Annotated in this window: 16 protein-coding genes; 6 read left to right on the top strand and 10 right to left on the bottom strand. The window is 67.4% G+C overall.

The genetic code is table 11. The annotated features are described in order from the left end of the window. Positions 1–41: 41 nt before the first annotated feature. The 5 genes from AC1C2T_RS15825 to AC1C2T_RS15805 form a co-directional block, all read right to left on the bottom strand. Positions 42–899 carry an ATP-binding cassette domain-containing protein gene (locus AC1C2T_RS15825; protein ID WP_495359852.1) on the bottom strand — a complete coding sequence of 286 codons (858 nt, stop codon included), beginning with the start codon at positions 897–899 and terminating at the stop codon, positions 42–44. Continuing rightward, the gene (locus AC1C2T_RS15820) at positions 899–2,587 is read right to left on the bottom strand and encodes an ABC transporter ATP-binding protein (RefSeq protein WP_495385942.1); all 1,689 of its coding nucleotides are present in this window, start codon (positions 2,585–2,587) and stop codon (positions 899–901) included. Before AC1C2T_RS15820 ends, AC1C2T_RS15825 begins: the two co-directional genes overlap by 1 nt. Then, on the bottom strand, positions 2,584–3,657 hold the full coding sequence (locus AC1C2T_RS15815) for an ABC transporter permease (RefSeq protein ID WP_495359850.1): 1,074 nt from the start codon (positions 3,655–3,657) through the stop codon (positions 2,584–2,586). The genes AC1C2T_RS15820 and AC1C2T_RS15815 overlap by 4 nt, the downstream gene beginning before the upstream one ends. Before the next feature lies 1 nt (position 3,658). After that, positions 3,659–4,750, bottom strand: a complete 1,092-nt coding sequence (locus AC1C2T_RS15810) for an ABC transporter permease (RefSeq protein ID WP_495385941.1) — start codon at positions 4,748–4,750, stop codon at positions 3,659–3,661. A gap of 98 nt (positions 4,751–4,848) precedes the next feature. Next, positions 4,849–6,480 carry an ABC transporter substrate-binding protein gene (locus AC1C2T_RS15805; RefSeq protein ID WP_495385940.1) on the bottom strand — a complete coding sequence of 544 codons (1,632 nt, stop codon included), beginning with the start codon at positions 6,478–6,480 and terminating at the stop codon, positions 4,849–4,851. Positions 6,481–6,930: 450 nt separating this feature from the next. Here AC1C2T_RS15805 and AC1C2T_RS15800 point away from each other — a divergent pair, with 450 nt between their 5' ends. The 3 genes from AC1C2T_RS15800 (at position 6,931) to AC1C2T_RS15790 (ending at position 10,250) form a co-directional block, all read left to right on the top strand. Continuing rightward, a complete protein-coding gene (locus tag AC1C2T_RS15800) occupies positions 6,931–9,051 on the top strand; it encodes a metallopeptidase domain-containing protein (protein WP_495385939.1) in 2,121 nt (706 codons plus the stop codon). 132 nt (positions 9,052–9,183) lie between these two features. After that, positions 9,184–9,687, top strand: a complete 504-nt coding sequence (locus AC1C2T_RS15795) for a hypothetical protein (protein WP_495385938.1) — start codon at positions 9,184–9,186, stop codon at positions 9,685–9,687. After that, the gene (locus tag AC1C2T_RS15790) at positions 9,684–10,250 is read left to right on the top strand and encodes a TlpA family protein disulfide reductase (protein WP_495385937.1); all 567 of its coding nucleotides are present in this window, start codon (positions 9,684–9,686) and stop codon (positions 10,248–10,250) included. Before AC1C2T_RS15795 ends, AC1C2T_RS15790 begins: the two co-directional genes overlap by 4 nt. 6 nt (positions 10,251–10,256) lie before the next feature. Here AC1C2T_RS15790 and dnaG read toward each other — a convergent pair whose 3' ends face one another. From dnaG to dusB, 3 genes are read right to left on the bottom strand one after another with little or no spacing between them, the layout of a single operon-like run. Next, on the bottom strand, positions 10,257–12,134 hold the full coding sequence (gene dnaG, locus AC1C2T_RS15785) for a DNA primase (RefSeq protein ID WP_495385936.1): 1,878 nt from the start codon (positions 12,132–12,134) through the stop codon (positions 10,257–10,259). A gap of 55 nt (positions 12,135–12,189) precedes the next feature. Further along, positions 12,190–13,446, bottom strand: a complete 1,257-nt coding sequence (locus AC1C2T_RS15780) for a deoxyguanosinetriphosphate triphosphohydrolase (protein WP_495385935.1) — start codon at positions 13,444–13,446, stop codon at positions 12,190–12,192. 2 nt (positions 13,447–13,448) lie between these two features. Then, on the bottom strand, positions 13,449–14,606 hold the full coding sequence (gene dusB, locus AC1C2T_RS15775; protein ID WP_495359842.1) for a tRNA dihydrouridine synthase DusB: 1,158 nt from the start codon (positions 14,604–14,606) through the stop codon (positions 13,449–13,451). A 91-nt stretch (positions 14,607–14,697) separates the two neighbouring features. Here dusB and AC1C2T_RS15770 point away from each other — a divergent pair, with 91 nt between their 5' ends. After that, positions 14,698–15,174, top strand: a complete 477-nt coding sequence (locus tag AC1C2T_RS15770) for an aminoacyl-tRNA deacylase (protein WP_495359841.1) — start codon at positions 14,698–14,700, stop codon at positions 15,172–15,174. Between the two features lie 42 nt (positions 15,175–15,216). Here AC1C2T_RS15770 and AC1C2T_RS15765 read toward each other — a convergent pair whose 3' ends face one another. Then, positions 15,217–15,342, bottom strand: coding sequence for a hypothetical protein (locus tag AC1C2T_RS15765; protein WP_495359840.1), 126 nt, complete (start codon positions 15,340–15,342; stop codon positions 15,217–15,219). Then, positions 15,339–16,004, bottom strand: a complete 666-nt coding sequence (locus AC1C2T_RS15760) for a DsbA family oxidoreductase (RefSeq protein ID WP_495385934.1) — start codon at positions 16,002–16,004, stop codon at positions 15,339–15,341. Before AC1C2T_RS15760 ends, AC1C2T_RS15765 begins: the two co-directional genes overlap by 4 nt. Positions 16,005–16,100: 96 nt before the next feature. On the opposite strand from AC1C2T_RS15760, the gene AC1C2T_RS15755 reads away from it, so the two are divergent. Next, positions 16,101–16,667, top strand: a complete 567-nt coding sequence (locus AC1C2T_RS15755) for a P-loop NTPase family protein (RefSeq protein WP_495359839.1) — start codon at positions 16,101–16,103, stop codon at positions 16,665–16,667. Positions 16,668–16,713: 46 nt separating this feature from the next. Beyond that, complete coding sequence (locus AC1C2T_RS15750; protein WP_495385933.1) at positions 16,714–17,280, top strand: PadR family transcriptional regulator; 567 nt, start codon at positions 16,714–16,716, stop codon at positions 17,278–17,280. Position 17,281: the final 1 nt, after the last annotated feature.

The raw sequence follows: 17,281 nt of genomic DNA, 5'->3' as shown, positions 1-17,281 counted from the left end.
ACGCCACCCGAGCGTCATGAACATCTCGGGTGCGGCATCCGTCATGCCGAGGGACCCAGATCGAGGTCGTCGATCACGGCATGACCGGCGTCGAGCGCCCCGGCCAGGGCCATGACATACGGATGCCGCGGATCGTCGAGCACTTCGTCGATCGTGCCGATCGCAGCGAGCCTGCCCTTGTCGAGCACGGCGATGCGCTCGGCCGTGCTTCGCAGCACAGGCAGATCGTGGCTGATGATCATCGCCGAGAACGTGTGCTGGTCGCGAAGCTCGCCGATCAGTTGCGCGACTGCATCGCGAACCGTGAGGTCGATGCCCGCGGTCGGTTCATCGGCGACCAGCACCGCAGGGCCGAGCACGAGCGCGCGTGCCAGGGCGACCCGCTGCCGCTGCCCGCCCGACAGTTCGTACGGGTACTTGTCGAGCATGCCGAGCGAGAGCCGCACACCGTCGAGCATCGTCGCGACCCGCGTGGCAAGAGCGCGCGCGTTGTAGCGACGATCGCGCTCGAGAATCGGCTCCGCGATGATCTCGGAAACGCTCCGGTCGGCTGGCAGCTTCGATGCGGCATCCTGCGGGAGATAGCCGACGTGGAACCGGTACTCGGGCACCTTTCGCTTCGGGATTCCGCGCAGCGACTGGCCGAGCACGGTCGCGTCACCGCCCGTGATGACGGCTCGGCCCTCACCGGCTCGAGTCTCGAACGCAGCGCCCGAGAGCACCTTCGCGAGAGTGCTCTTGCCGCTGCCCGCACTGCCCAGCAGACCGAGCACTTCACCGGGAGCGATCGTGAGAGTGAGCCCGTGCAGCGCCACGTAGGCGGGGCTCGCACCGTGCGCCGGGTACTCGACCGAGAGATCGCTCAGCACGATCGGGAACCCGTGGGCGGCGCCACGCATCAGACGGCCTCCCGAAGTCGACGGAGTTCTTCCCGTCGGGTGGCCTGAGCGACCGGATCGGGCACCGGCAACGAAGCGAGCAGCCGCTGTGTGTACGGATCGCTCGGCGCGCCGAGCACCTCTGCTCCGGTGCCCTCCTCGACCAGAGAGCCCCGGTAGAGCACCGCGATGCGGTCGGCGAGCAGGTCGACGACCGCGAGGTCGTGGCTGATGAACAGCGACGCGAAGCCGAACTCGCGCTGAAGTTCGGCGAACAGTTCGAGCACGCGAGCCTGCACCGAGACGTCGAGCGCCGAGGTCGGCTCGTCGGCGATGAGCAGTTCGGGCTCGAGCGCGAGCGCCCGGGCGAGACTGGCACGCTGCCGCTGTCCGCCGGAGAGTTCATGCGGATAGCGGTCACCGTACGCACGGGGCAACTGCACGGCCTCGAGCAGCTCGTCGACCCGGGCGCGCGCAGCGCCGGGATTCGACGCCCGGCCGTGGATCACGAGCGGTTCGGCAACGCACTCGGCGATCGTGAGCAGCGGATTGAAGCTCGACGCCGGGTCTTGGAAGACGAAGCCGATGCGGCTGCGCAACGGTCGGAACTCGCGCTCGCGCACGTCATTCATCTCGTGCCCGAGCACGCGGAGGGAACCGCCGGTGACCTTCGTCAGACCGGCGATGGCACGCCCGATCGTGGTCTTGCCCGATCCCGACTCCCCCACGAGGCCGAGCACTTCACCCGGGCGGATGACGAAGTCCACTCCATCGACGGCTCGGAAGCCCGAACGGCCGAACCGGCCCGGGTAGACGATCTCGAGACCGGATGCCTCGACGACCGGCGCCTGGTCGGCCCAATCCGTCGGTCGTTGTTCGGCGCGGTCGATCGCACTCGCCGTGCCGGTGCCCACGTACGGCACGGCTGCGAGCAGCGCCTTCGTGTACTCATCCTGCGGCGAGGCGAAGAGCGTCTCGACATCTGCCTCTTCGACGACCTTGCCCTGGTACATCACGGCGACCCGGTCGGCGAGGTCTGCAACGACACCCATATTGTGGGTGATGAGCACGATTCCCATGCCGAACTCATCGCGGCAGCGACGCAGCAGGTCGAGGATCTCGGCCTGCACCGTGACATCGAGCGCGGTGGTCGGCTCATCGGCGACGATGAGACCCGGGTCGAGCACGAGCGCCATCGCGATGACGACGCGCTGCTTCTGCCCGCCCGAGAACTGGTGCGGGTAGTGGTCGACACGGTGCTCAGGATCGGGGATGCCCACGCGGCCGAGGATCTCGACCGCCTTCGCCCGTGCGTCCTTCTTGGAGATCTTGGTGTGAGCGCGGAGCCCCTCGATGATCTGCCACCCGACGGTGTAGACGGGGTTCAGGGCGCTCGACGGCTCCTGGAACACCATCGCGACATCCGTGCCCCTGACGCCGCGCAACTGCTTCCTCGAGAGCGAGACGACATCGTGCTCGGCGGTGCCCGCCTTGTTGGAGAGGATGACCGCGCCTCTGGCCGTCGCAGTCTCGGGCAGGAGCCCGAGAATGGCCTTCGCCGTGACGGTCTTGCCGCTGCCCGACTCGCCGACGATCGCGAGGACCTCGCCCCGTTCGACCGAGAGCGACACATCGTCGACGGCCTTGACCGCGCCTGCGTCGGTGGCGAACGAGACCCCGAGCCGTTCGATGCTGACGACCGTGCTCATGACCGGACCTCGATTCCGTGCTCGTCGAATGTTTCGCCGTCTTCGAGCCCCGCCAGTCCGCCCGGACCAGCGGTGAGTGCGCCACCGGGTACGACGGATGTCTCTGCGACCTCACCCGACGATTGTGCGACCCTGCGTCGCCCACGCAGTCGCGGGTCGGCGAGGTCGTTCAGGCTCTCGCCCACGAGGGTGATGCCGAGCACGACCAGCACGATGGCCAGACCGGGGTACAGCGCGGTCCACCAGATGCCGCTCGAGACGTCGGACAGGGCCTTGTTGAGGTCGTAGCCCCACTCAGCGGCCGCGGTCGGCTCGATACCGAAGCCGATGAAGCCGAGGCCCGCGAGGGTGAGGATGGCCTCTGACGAGTTCAGGGTGAAGATGAGCGGGAGTGTGCGCGTCGCGTTCCGCAGCACGTGGCGGAACATGACCCGGCTGTTGGAGGCGCCGAGCACCTTCGCCGATTCCACGTAAGCCTCGGCCTTGATGCGCACCGTCTCGGCGCGGATCACGCGGAAGTACTGCGGGATGAACACGACCGTGATCGAGATGGCGGCCGCGAACACGCCGCCCCACAGGTTCGACTGGCCTCCCGAGATCACGATCGCCATGACGATCGCGAGGAGCAGCGAGGGGAAGGCGTAGATGGCGTCGCAGACCACGACGAGCATGCGGTCGAGCCAGCCTCCGAAGTAACCGGAGACGAGCCCCAGCAGCACACCCGCGAAGATCGAGAGGATGACGGCGATGATGATCACGAGGATCGCGGTCTGCGCACCCCACAGCACTCGAGACAGCACATCGTAGCCGCCGACCGTCGTGCCGAAGAGATGCTCGGCCGACGGGGGCTGCTGGCTTCCGAACGGCCCCTCGGCGTCGCGCAGCTGTGCGAAGCCGTACGGGGCGAGCAGGGGCGCGAAGATCGCCACCAGCACGAAGAGGACGGTCAGCACGAGGCCGGCGACGAGCATGCCGCGCTGGAGGCCGACGCTCTGGCGCAATTGGTGCACGACGGGCAGCCGGTCGCGGAGGCGCCGTTTCGGCGCCCGGATGACGGTGTCGGTCGACATGTCAGTACCTCACCCTCGGGTCGATGAGCGCCGCGATGATGTCGACGATGAAGTTGGTGAGCGCGACGATCACGGCGAGCAGGGCGACGATGCCCTGTACCGCGACGAAGTCGCGCGCCTGGATGTATTCGACCAGTTGGAACCCGAGCCCGTTCCACTCGAACGTCGTCTCGGTGAGCACTGCGCCGCCGAGCAGGAGGGCGATCTGCAGTCCGATGACGGTGATGATCGGGATGAGAGCGGGGCGGTACGCGTGCTTCTGCACGAGCCGGTACTCGCTGACTCCGCGCGATCGCGCCGCATCGACGTAATCGGTCGAGAGCGTGCCGATCACGTTCGTGCGCACGAGCCGCAGGAACACGCCGGCAGTCAACAGGCCGAGCGCGATCGCCGGAAGCACCGCGTGGGCGAGCACATCGCCCAGTACCGCCGGGTTACCCGTCATGATCGCATCGATCGTGTACAGGCCCGTGTTGTTCGGCAGCAACTCCATTTGGAGCTGCGCGCTGACGGAAGCGCGCCCGGCCACCGGCAGCCAGCCGAGCCAGACGGAGAAGACGAGCTTCAGCAGAAGTCCGGCGAAGAACACCGGGGTGGCGTAACACAGGATGGCGAACACGCGCAACGCGGCATCCTGACCCTTGTCGCGGAAGTACGCGGCGACGAGGCCCAACGGAATGCCGACGACGAAAGCGACGAGCAGCGCGTAGAACGCGAGCTCGAGGGTCGCGCTGCCGTAGGTGACGAGGATCTCGGTGACCGGACGATGATCGGTGATCGTGGTGCCGAAGTTGCCGGTGAAGAACTGGCCGATGTACTCGAGGTACTGCACGATGATCGGTCGGTCGTAGCCAGCCGCGTGGATGCGCTCGGCAAGTTGGTCGGCGGTGAGCCGGCCGCCGAGCGCGGCGGTGATCGGGTCCCCTGTCGAACGCATGAGCACGAACACGAGGGTGACGAGGATGAACACCGTCGGGATGATGAGCAGCGCCCGAACGATGATATATCGGCCGAGACCACCACCGGTGGATTTCGGCCGTCGCCGTTTTTCAGGGGACGCGCTGCTGACGGGCGCCGTCGTCGTTGAAGTCAATGTTCGCCAATCGGGTGTGGGCTGGAACGCGGGTGGCCCGCTCCGGAGAGCGGGCCACCCGTTCCTTGCGTTGAAGAGACTCTAGTCGTTCAGACGACTCAGCCCTTCGACAGTGCCGCGTAGCGGAACTTGAACGACGCGTCGAGCGTGTCGTCGGCGCCTTCTACGTCGGTACCGGTGACCGCGACCTGGGCACCCTGCAGGTACGGCACGGTCGACAGGTCGGCCGCCACCTTCTGCTGGATCTCCTCGATCTGCGCGGTGCGCGCGGCGGGGTCGGGCTCCGAGGCCTGCTTGATGATCAGGTCGTTGACTTCCTGGTTCACGTAGTGGTTCCCGAGGAAGTTCTCGATCAGGAAGAACGGCGTGACGTAGTTGTCGGCGTCCGAGTAGTCGGGGAACCAGCCCAGCTGGTACGCCGGGTACACGTCGGACGTGCGGTCCTCGGAGTACTGCACCCACTCGGTGGTCTGCAAGTTCACCGTGAACAGGCCGCTCGCCTCGAGCTGGTCCTTGATGAGCGCGTACTCGTCGGCCGACGAAGGGCCGTAGTGGTCGTTCGAGTACTGCAGGTTCAGCTCGACCGGAGCGGTCACGCCGGCTGCCGTGAGACGCTCGGCCGCCTTGTCGGCGTCGGGCGCGCCCTGACCGTCGCCGTACATCTCGACGAGCGGCTCGACCGCAGCTGCGATGCCGGCGGGCACGTAGGAGTAGAGCGGGGTGTAGGTGCCCTTGTAGACCTGCGTGGCGAGCTCATCGCGGTCGATGAGGTCGGCGACGGCCTGACGAACGGCGAGCGCCTTGGCCGGGTCGGCCTCGGCGGTCTTCGCACCGTAGGGCTGCGTGTCGAAGTTGAAGACGATGTAGCGGATCTCGCCACCGGGGCCCTCGACGACGTTGACCGCGTCGTTGCCCTTGAGGTCGTCGATGTCGGTTGCGGAGAGGCTCCGGTATGCGACGTCGATGTTGCCCTCTTGAACGTCGAGCTTCAGGTTCGACGACTCGGCGTAGTACTTCAGGTTGACCGTGTCGGTCTTCGCCTCGGCGAGGAGCCCCTTGTACTCGGGGTTCTTCTTGAACGAGATGAGGGTGTTGAAGTCGTAGCTCGCGATCGCGTACGGGCCGGCGAATGCGTTTGCCGCGACGATGTCGTCGTCGGAGGTCAGCTCGTCGGCGGCGAAGACCTCGTCGTCGACGATCGCACCCGGGAAGCTCGTGAGGATCAGCGGAAAGACCTGGTCGTTCTCGGCCTTGAGGTGGAAGACGACGGTAGTGTCGTCGACGACCTCGGTGCTGTCGAGGTTGTACAGCAGGCTCGAGGCGCCGTTGGGGTCGGCGATCGCCAGCTGACGGTCGAACGAGAACTTCACGTCGTCGGCCGTCAGGTCGTTGCCATTGGCCCACTTCAGGCCCTCGGGCAGCGTGACCGTGTATTCGGTCGGTGCGGTGAACTCGGCGCTCTCGGCGAGGTCGGGCACGACGTCGGTGCTCTGGTAGTCGGTGTTCAGCAGATACGGGAAGACCTGCGTCTGCACCGCAAGCGAGCCGTTGTCGTACGAGCCGGCCGGGTCGAGCGTCGTCACCTTGTCGGTCGTGCCGACGGTGATCGAGTCGCCCGAGGCGCTGTCGCCGGCGCCACCGGCGGAGCAGCCGGCGAGTGCGAGGGCTGCGACCGAGAGACCGGCCACGGCGACGAGGCTGCGCCTGCCGTTCTTGGATGCGGATGTCATATCCGTCTACCTCTTCCTATGGATTTCGGCACGACCGCCGCGTGACGGGTGCCGGCTGTGTGTGAGACCGAGACGCTCGGGCCCGCGGGGGACGAGCCGGGTTGCTCATTCCCACCCTCATGACATGAGGTGAGGGCGCCCCACCGCACGCTTGCGGGAGACCCTTCAAGAGGTAGCACGGCGACCTTGAGGGAGAACCCAACGTTATCGGACCGTAATGTTCAACAATTCCGAACAATACCGGTCGGAAGTCCCCACTCGTCGGAATGTACTGACGTCTGTCGCTCGGCGAGCTCTCGGTGGGAGGCTTCCTGCACACCATCTTGACAGCGGACTCAACGCCGCTTCACAGGATTGAGAGCGGGCGGCAAGCCCGCGAACACGATCGGGAGGTTGGCAGTGACACGACACAACCCAGCGGAACGGCTTGAGGCGGGACGCAGAACCGGCATGAGGCGAACGACCGTCGCGGTCGTCGCCGCTGCGGGCGCAATCGCGCTCGCGTCAGTCTCGAACAGCGCCGCGATGGCCGCGCCGCCCGGCAGTTTCGACCCTGATGTGCTCAACCCCGTGGACTCCCAGAGCTGGGAGAACATGGACGACATGACCTGGGACGACTACGTCGGCGTGCCAGGCACCGACTGGGCGAACGACGCCGAAGGCTCGGACCGGCAGTTCCACGGCGCCATCGTGCTCGTCGACTTCGAGAACCAGCCGTTCCTCGTGACCCAGCCGGAAGGCACGCATGCGTTCGGCGATCCCTCGGGCCTCGCCAACGGGCTCGACCGTGAAGCGGTGCCCGGGTTCTATCTCGACCTGCTCAACAAGCCGAGCGAGTTGAACCACGGCCGCACCATCAATGAGTACTGGATGGAGCAGTCCGGTGGCCGGCTCAGCGTGCAGATGGAGGCATTCGGCCCCTACGAACTGCCGGGAAACATCGAGGAGTACGGCCTGAACGACCGGTTCAACAAGCCGAACGCGGCATTCTGTCCGCAGGGTCTCTCGTGCGACAAGAACATCCGCACCGACGCGCTCGCTCTCTGGGGCGCCGACATCGGGAGCACGGATCCGCTGACCCAGTTCGACCAGGTCTTCTACGTCACCGCCGGGCACGATGAGTCGGCGACCTGGGAGGAATTCGGGCAGATGCTGTTCGAGAGCCCCGAAGACGTCACCGACGACTTCGGACCGCCCCGTGATGAGAACGGCATCGCCCTCGACCAGAACGGCGCGCCGATGGCCAACTGGGCGACCACCCGCTACGTGCCGTGGACCTCATGGGCCGCTGCGGTCAACCATTGGCCGAACGCCAACTTCGCCTCGAACGGGCGGGCCGGCAACTCCACGCAGGCCGAATCGTCGGGCATGGGAACCTACGCCCACGAGTTCTCGCACATCCTCGGGATCTCCGACAACTATGGGAATCCGTACGGCACCGAAGCCGCCGATGGCGGGCCACTCCGCGACACGAGCGGTCCGTTCGACGTTCTCGCCCGCGGAAGCTTCAATGGCCCGGGCGGCACGCATCAACGTTGGAGCGTCCCATCGGTCGCCGGCGGATCGCAGCCCGCGGGCGTCGCGTTGCGCAACCGCATCGACCTCGGCATCATCGACGAGTCGAACTACCTGAACCTTCAGGAGAGCGAACTCGATTCGCTCGGTTCGATCGTCACGAACGTCGTCTCGCGGGCCGTCATGCGTCCCGGTGAACTCACCGGCATCAACCTGGTGTTCGACAAGCCGGGCGAGGCCGCGGCCGACGATTCGAGCGGCACGTGCACCCGGCAGGCCCAGTTCGACTGCGACGGCGGTTCCTTCGACAACTACACCGTCGAAGTGATCGACCAGATGGGCACCGACTCGTTCCAGCCCGACCACGGCGTGATGATCGCGAAGACGAAGAACCAGGATCGCAACCCCTTCATCTGGACGATCGACGCGAACCCGCAGGACATCGCGACGGTCGACTACGTTCGCCCCGACGGCACGCCGATCATGGTCACTCGAGGCGACCAGCGCCAGCTGAACGACGGGCTCTTCCACGCCGGCAACGACTCCGGTTCGGAGTACGAGTACGTTGACACCGCGAACGGACTGCACTTCTACGTCGTGAACGTGCAGCGCGACGACGACGGCATCCTCGCCTACGACGTCGCCGTGCGTTCGACGGTGAGCGCCGGGCCGCAGGCCCGTGGCGTCGACCTCGGTAAGGCGGTCGTGAACGGCCACCTCGCCTCCATGCACGGTCAGGCGCAGGCGAACGGCATCGCGATCGCGCAGTGCGCCGTTCCGCTGACGAACACGGGTGGCGCGGTCGAGGATGCGAAGGCGAACAGCGACATCTATCGCCTCGCGACCTCGATCCAGGGCCGCGGCTGGTCGGTGCAAACGCCGAGCAGCATCGTCACCGCAACGGCCGGGGAGACGATCTCCGTGCCGGTCTATGCGTCACGCGGCGCCGACGCCGCCCGGGATGCCACCGTCACGATCACCGCGACGTCGGAGAACGACCCCTTGGCGGCCGAGACGATCACCTGCGAGCTCGACGCACCGGGCAACGCCCGCTGAGTCGACCGCGCCGATCGGGGCGCGCGGAACGGGAAGCACTCCCGTTCCGCGCCGCCCCGTTCGGCGTCGGCATCCTCCGTACCTGCACCACCCACCACGCCCGCCATACTGACGGGCACGAGGAGGCAACGTTTGTTCACGTCCGTCCGACGTTCGGCACTGTGCCTCGCACTCCTGTTGCCGGCCCTCGCGCTCACCGCGTGCGCGAGTTCGCGCGGCGCCGACGATTCCGCCGGCGATGGCGCTGTGCTCGAACTCGTCGTCCGCGATGGTCACCTGCGAGAGCTCGGCGCTTCGTGCTCAGGCGCGAGGCCGTACCTCGAGTTCCACAAGGGTGCCGAACTGAGCTTGCTCGACGAGAACGGTGACCAAGCGTTCGGGGCGGTACTCGACGATGGCGAAGCCGTGAAGGTCGACGAGATCGACTACGGGAACGCACCGCGCATCCCGACCTTCTGCCGCTTCCAGCTCGGCGCCGCAGAACTCGAATACGGCGTGAGTTATCGGGTGAGCATCGACGGCCACGTCGTCGCCGAACATCGAGCGGATGCTGCTGCGACGATGGTGTTCGTCCCCGCACTCGCCGACCTCGACCCCGCCATCGAAGAACCAGAACGATCGGAAGGATCAGAATGAACGGCATCCAACCGATCGCGATGATCGGCACCGTCGCCGCACTCATCCTCGCCCTGACCGCCTGCACGAGCGGCCCTCGAGGCGGCGTCGCCCAATTGCCGGGGCCGCTGCCCGAGGGCGCCTCATACGCAACCGGCACGGTCGGCCCTGCGGCCCCGGCCCTCGAGGGCGCGCTCATCGATGACACACCCGTCGACCTCGAGACGCTCGCGGCCGGCCGGCCGCTGATCGTGCAGTTCATGGCCAGTTGGTGTTCGAGCTGCGCTGAACAACAGTCCGTTCTCTCGGAGATCGACTCGGAGTACGGCGACATGATCGCCATCGCGCAGGTCTCGGGTGATACCGATGGGGCGGCCCTCGCGAGCTACCTCGACGAGCATCACGTCGATCAGCCGGTGCTCGTCGATCCCGAACTTCAGATCTGGCGCTCGTACGCGGTGACCGAACCGCCCATGACCGCACTCATCGACGCTGATGGACACCTCGTCAAGCTCTGGCCCGCCGGCGCCGATGCGGTGAAGCTCAGGGAGCAGCTCGATCGCATCGTCGCGGGCGACGACTGACCCGCGCTACTCCGCGCGAAGCGCTCGACGCTCGGTCTCGATCTCGACGAGAGCGCGCTGCAGCGTGCCGTACGCCGCGAGGTCGGTGCGATCCGTGCGCTGCAGACGCCCGAGCAGTTCGGACTTCTGTCGCAGCAGCTCGCGATCGACGAGCGCACTCACGACCGCCTGCACGTACGCAGTGAGCTCGCCCTCGCTGCGTTGCGGCACGGGGGCGACCGCGAGTTGTTGCACGAGGCCCGCGAAGGGCGCGGGCACCTCGGCGATGACGCGATCGACTCGCACCGCCGGATCGGGCGTCGCCAGCACCGAGGCGATTCCATCACGGATGACGGCGAGCGACGGATTGCCGAAGCGGCTGTCGACGGCGTGACGCAGCAGTTCGGCTCCGACCGCGTCAGGGTACTGCAGCATCGCCTGGAGGGCATCGCGCTCGAGGCGGGTGGCGGGGTCTGCCGGCAGTTGGGTGATCGAGAACGGGCGCTCGGGGACATCCGTCGCGACCGCCGTGCCGCCGCCGGCCGTGGCGGACGCCGGCGACCCGCCCCGCTCCCTCGCCGGCTTCGCGCGACTCGATGCCGATCGCACGGCGCGCGTCACCTCGGCGAGTTCGACGCCGAGCATGCGCGCGAGCTGGTGCGTGTACCCGGGGCGAGCCGCGGGGTCGCGCATCTCGGCGATGATCGGTGCCGCCGCTCGAAGTGCGGCGACCCGCCCCTCGACTGTTTCGAGGTCGTAGCGAGCGAGGGTGTGCTTGATGACGAACTCGAACATCGGCGTGCGCGAGTCGATGAGGGTGCGCACCGCAGCGTCGCCTCGAGCGAGTCGCAGGTCGCACGGGTCGAGCCCGTCGGGAGCGACCGCGACGAAGGTCTGGGCTGCGAAGCGCTGCTCTTCGCCGAAGGCGCGCATCGCGGCCTGCTGGCCTGCGGCATCGCCGTCGAAGGTGAACACGACCTCGCCGAGGCCCGAGTCGTCGCCGAGCACCCGGCGCAGCACCTTGATGTGGTCGACGCCGAAGGAGGTGCCGCAGGTGGCGATCGCGGTCGTGACGCCGGCGAGGTGGCAGGCCATGACATCGGTGTACCCCTCGACGACGACGACCCGGCGCGACTTGGAGATGTCGCGCTTGGCGAGATCGAGACCGTAGAGCACCTGCGACTTGTGGTAGACCGCGGTCTCGGGGGTGTTCAGGTACTTGGGGCCCTTGTCGTCGTCGAGCAGGCGCCGGGCACCGAAGCCGACGGTCTGCCCGGTGACGTCGCGAATGGGCCAGACGAGTCGGCCGCGGAAACGGTCGTATATGCCACGATCGCCCTGCGAGACGAGGCCGGATGCCGCGAGCTCATCACTCGTGTACCCGCGGCCCTTCAGGTGGTCCGTGAGCGCATCCCAGCTCTTCGGCGCGAAGCCGACGCCGAACCGCTTCGCCGCCTCGGCGTCGAACCCGCGCTCGCCGAGGAACCGGCGACCGACCTCGGCCTCGGGCGTACCGAGTCGTTCGGTGAAGAACTCGGCGGCCGCTTGATTCGCGGCGAGCAGCCGAGCCCGGTTGCCATGATCGGAGGCCTGCCCGCCGTCTTCGTAGTGCAGTTCGAGCCCGATGCGCCCTGCGAGCCGCTCAACGGCTTCGGTGAAGGAGACGTGGTCCATTCGCTGCAGGAACGTGTACGCGTCACCCGACTCGCCGCAGCCGAAGCAGTGGTAGTAGCCGAGCCCCGGCCGCACATGGAAGCTCGGACTGCGTTCGTCGTGGAAGGGACAGAGCCCCTTCATCGACCCGACGCCGGCGGACTTCAGATTGACGTGCTCGCCCACGATGTCGGCGATGTTGGTTCGGGCCTTCACCTCATCGACATCGCTCTGTCGAATTCGGCCCGCCATGGTTCTCATCCTAGTTCGCCCGGAAGTCCCGACGGCCGGCCGACGGCATCGGTTCTCAGCGCTGCACGAGGCGCTCGTACCAAGCGAGAGCCGATTGGTCGGTGAGACTCGCGACCTGGTCGACGACGACGCGCTTGCGCGCAACATCATCTGCGGCCGCTCGCCAGTCTTCGGCGAACCCCGAGTCGAGGTGCTGCTCGCCCGTCTCGAGGAGCGTGTCGGCGAGGGAGGTGAGCACCTCGCGCTGCTGGTGATAGATCGGCTGCCGAGTGTTGCGCGACATCACGAATGCCGCGACGATGCCCTTCAGCACCGCGATCTCCGCCTGGATCTCGCGTGGCACGACGACGTCGGCGTCGAATCGGATGAGGCTCGCGACCGGGAACGCCGCCCGAGTCGCTGCGGTCGCAGCGTGCGCGAAGCGGCCGATGAGCTGGCTCGTGAGGTTCTTCAGACGGCCCTGGTCGCGGCGACTTCCGTCCCACGTGTCGAGCCAGCCGTCGAGCGAATCGAGCCGATCGAACGCCGCGATGAGTTCGTCGTGGGCGATGGACCCGCCGATCCACTCGTACATCGAGCTGACGAGACCATCGTGATCGACGCGTGCGCCGAGAGCGGCGACGTCGATGTAGCCGTTGACGACCGCGTCTTCGAAGTCGTGCACTGAGTAGGCGATGTCATCGGAGAGGTCCATGACCTGCGCCTCGATGCAGAGCCGGCGCTCGGGTGCGCCCGCGCGGAGCCAACGGAACACCTCGACGTCGCCCTGGTAGAAGCCGAACTTCGCACGGCCCGACGGATCTGCGACGCTCGTCTCTTCGGGCCACGGGTACTTGCAGCTCGCGTCGAGGCTCGCCCTCGTGAGGTTGAGGCCATAGCTGCGACCGTCGGGCCCGAACACCTTCGGTTCGAGCCTCGTGAGCAGTCGCAGCGTCTGCGCGTTGCCCTCGAATCCGCCGACGTCGATCGCCCACGTGTTGAGCGCCTTCTCGCCGTTGTGGCCGAATGGCGGGTGGCCGAGATCGTGCGCGAGGCAAGCAGTGTCGACGACGTCGGGGTCGAGTCCGAGACTCTCGGCGAGCTCTCGACCGACTTGGGCCACTTCGAGCGAGTGCGTGAGCCGATTGCGCGCGAAGTCGAGGCCCGCAGTGGGGCTCAGCACCTGGGTCTTCGCGGCCAGTCGGCGGAGCGCACTGGAGTGCAGGAGCCTCGCACGATCGCGAGCGAAGTCGCTGCGCCGTGAGGAGTGCGTTTCGGGGAGCCAGCGCTCGGTATCGGCGGGTTCGTATCCGCCGAAGAGTCGTTCGCGCACGCTCAGCCGCCACTCGTGTCGAGTTCGGCGTCGACGAGGGTGACCCGATCGTGGCCGACGAGCTCTTGGGAGTCGAGCCAGCCCTCGGGCAGCGCCGGCTTCTTGGGAGTGCCCGCGCGGCCGCGCGGACCCTCGGCGCCCTCGCCCGGGTAGGGCATCGACCAGTCGAGCGTGCCGAGCAGCTCGTCGAGCTGGGCGAGGGACTCGACCGTCGCGAGCCGGGCCCGAAGGTCTCCCCCGACGGGATAACCCTTGAAGTACCAGGCGACATGTTTACGGATGTCACGGCACCCGCGTTCTTCGCTGTCGAAGAACTCGGTGAGGAGCTCGGCGTGGCGCCGGAACGTCTGCGCGACCTCGCCGAGCGACGGCTGGAAGCTCTGCGATTCTCCGCGGAACGCCGCGGCGAGGTCGCCGAAGAGCCACGGGCGACCGAGGCATCCGCGCCCGACCACGACGCCGTCGCACCCGGTCTCGGCGACCATGCGCAGTGCGTCATCGGCTGACCAGATGTCGCCGTTGCCGAGCACCGGAACGCTCGTCACGGTCTCTTTGAGCTTCGCGATGGCCGACCAGTCTGCCTCGCCGGAGTAGAACTCCGAGGCGGTGCGCGCGTGCAGTGCGACTGCGGCGACGCCCGCGCCTTCGGCGATGCGCCCCGCCTCGAGGTAGGTGAGGTGGTCGGCATCGATGCCCTTGCGCATCTTGATCGTGAGCGGGATGTCGCCGGCGGCTTGCACGGCGCCCTCGACGATGCCCCGGAAGAGCCCGCTCTTCCACGGCAGCGCGGCTCCCCCGCCCTTGCGGGTGACCTTCGGCACGGGGCATCCGAAGTTCAGGTCGATGTGGTCGGCCCGGTCTTCGGCGACGAGCATGGTGACCGCCTCGGCGACGGTCTTCGGGTCGACGCCGTAGAGCTGGATCGAGCGCGGCGTCTCGGACTCGTGGTGCGTGATGAGGCGCATCGACTCGGGAGTGCGCTCGACGAGCGCACGCGAGGTGATCATCTCGCTGACGTAGAGACCGGCGCCGAACTCGCGGCAGAGGCGACGGAACGCCGTGTTCGTGATGCCGGCCATAGGGGCGAGCACGACGGGCACGTCGAGGGCGAGCCCGCCGATCGTCAGCGGGCCCGCGGGAAGCGTGGTGGTGGAGGACATCACCAAGATTCTCCCAGAGTTCGGGGCGCAGTCGCCCGCTTCGGCCATGCGCACCTAGGATTCACGGGAAGACGAGGCTGGGGAGGACGAGATGTCAGAGCTCACGGGCGTAGATCGAGTGCGAGCGGATGCCGCGGCACGAGGCCTCGACGTCGAGATCATCGAGCGCCCGGCAGCGCGCAGCATCGAGGAGGCGGCCGAGCTCCTGGGCATCACGCCCGCCGACATCGTCAAGTCGCTCGTCGTCAAGCGCAGCGACGACACGTACGTCTTCGCGCTCGTGCCGGGCGGTCGCAAGATCTCGTGGCCGAAACTGCGCGCTGTGGTCGGCGTCAACAAGCTCCAGTTGCCCGATGCCTCGCTCGCGCTCGCCGCGACGGGCTACGAACGCGGCACGATCACCCCGCTGGGCTCGACCACGGCTTGGCCGGTCGTCGCCGATGCCTCGATCGCGGGCCGCCGCGTCTCGATGGGAGCAGGCGAGCACGGCCGCAGCCTCTTCGTCGACGCCGATCGGCTCATCGATGCGTTCGACGCGACCGTCGCCGACATCTCCGATCCCGAATAGCGCGACTGCTGGTTGGCTTGTCGGTACCCGGTTTCGACAGGCTCAACCAGCAGTCGGGATGTAGCAGACGTCGCCCTCGCACACCATCGCCGACGCATCGCCCGTGATCATCGCGAACGGCGCGGGCACAGCAGCATCCGTCGCCTGAACTGCCTCGGGGCCGCTCATGCGGCTGCCCCGTCGCGCTCGCCGGCGACCTGCGTGATCGCTTGGGCGAAGACCTCGGCAGGTTGCGCACCCGAGATGCCGTACTTGCCGTCGATCACGAAAAACGGAACACCGTTGATGCCGTAGTCCTGTGCCTGCGCGATGTCGGCCTGCACGTCTGACGCGTAGCGATCCGACTCGAGCGCTTCGCGCGCCTCGTCTGCGTCGAGGCCGACCTCGACGGCGAAGCTCACGAGCTCGTCGATGCGGTTCACGCGCCCGCCCTCGACGAAGTAGGCCTTCAGCAGGCGCTCCTTCAGCTCGAGCTGCTTGCCGTTGGCCTTCGCGAAGTGCAGGAGTTCGTGCGCCTTCAGCGTCTTCGTGTGGGCGACTTTTTCGAAGTGGTAGTCGAGTCCGGCGTTCGCGGCGACGCCCGTGACGTGCTCGAGCATCTGCTCGACGCGCTCGACCGGCATGCCCTTTCGGTCGGCCAGGAACTCGACCGTCGAGCCCTCGAAGTCGAGCGGAGTGTCAGGCGAGAGCTCGAAGGAGTGGTACGTGATGTCGACGGCAGGTGCGTCGTCGCCGAGCGAGGCGATTCCGCTCTCGAGGTGCCGCTTGCCGATGTAGCACCACGGGCACGCGATGTCGGACCAGATGTCGATTTTGATGGCTTCACTCACGAAGTATGCGAACGGATGCATCGTGCACCGTATTCCCCACGCGGAGTTCCAGCCCGGCGAACTCGATGACGACCAGCACCTCGATAGGCTCGGATGATGCCCGATCCCGCACCGCGCCGCATCCTCGTCGCCGGCACGAGCGGGGCAGGCAAGTCGACCCTCGCGCGGCGGATCGCCGCGGCATCCGCCCTGCCGTACCTGGAGATCGACGCCCTGTTCCATGGACCGGGCTGGACGCCTCGCCCGAGCTTCATGGTCGATGTCGACGCCTTCACAGCGCAACAGGGCTGGGTCATCGAGTGGCAGTACGAGTCGGTGCGCGAGCTGCTCGCCGGCCGGGCCGATGTGATGCTCTCGCTCGACTACTCGCGCCCGCTCGTGATGCAGCGAGTGATCACGCGCACGGTGCGCCGTCGCCTGCGCCGCGAGGAGCTCTGGAACGGCAATAGGGAGGCGCCGCTCCACACGATCTTCACCGACCCCGAGCACATCGTGCGCTGGGCGTGGGACACCCACGCCGGGCGGCTCGAGCTCGTCACCGCGGCAGAGGCGCGTCACTCGACCCTCGAAGTCGTGCGGCTGCGGCATCCGCGCGAGGCAGACGCCTGGGTCGCTCGCGTCTTCGGACGCTCCGGCCATGACCCCCTTCCAGATCCGGGCTGAACGATATATCGTTGAGTATCGTTCGATTGCACCGCAGGAGGTCGTCATGAACGGATCAGGCTCCACAGGAGAATTCGGCTCAACTGGTTTTTCGGGCGACGGGCCCGCCGCCGCGATCTGGGAGGCGATGCAGCAATTGCGCTCCTCGTTCGAACAGCGCCCCACATCGACCCGCATGGCGCGCGGCAATGTGCGCGCGGCCGTGCTGGCACTCCTCAGCGAGGAGCCGATGCACGGCTACCAGATCATCCACGAGATCGAGGAGCGCAGCGGCGGCAGATGGAAGCCGAGCGCGGGTTCGGTGTACCCGACGCTGCAGCTGCTCGCCGACGAGGGACTCATCGTCGCGGAGGAGCTCGGGGGTCGCAAGACCTACTCGCTCACCGAGGCCGGCCGCGTCGAAGCCTCCGCCGGGGCCGACCGACCTGCGCCGTGGGAATCTGCAGCGACACAGGGAGCCGACCAGCACCGAGCACTGTCGAAGGCGGGAGTCGAACTCGCCGCCGCAGCCGCGCAGATCGCCCGCAGCGGCACACCCGAGCAGGCGCGGCGCGCAGTCGAGCTGCTCGATGAGACCCGGCGCGGGCTCTACTCGATCCTCGCCGAGGGCTGAA

Source organism: Agromyces sp. Y558, assembly GCF_059445415.1.
The sequence above is the reverse complement of the archived record's forward strand: the minus strand, read 5'-3'. Positions and strand labels throughout refer to the sequence as shown.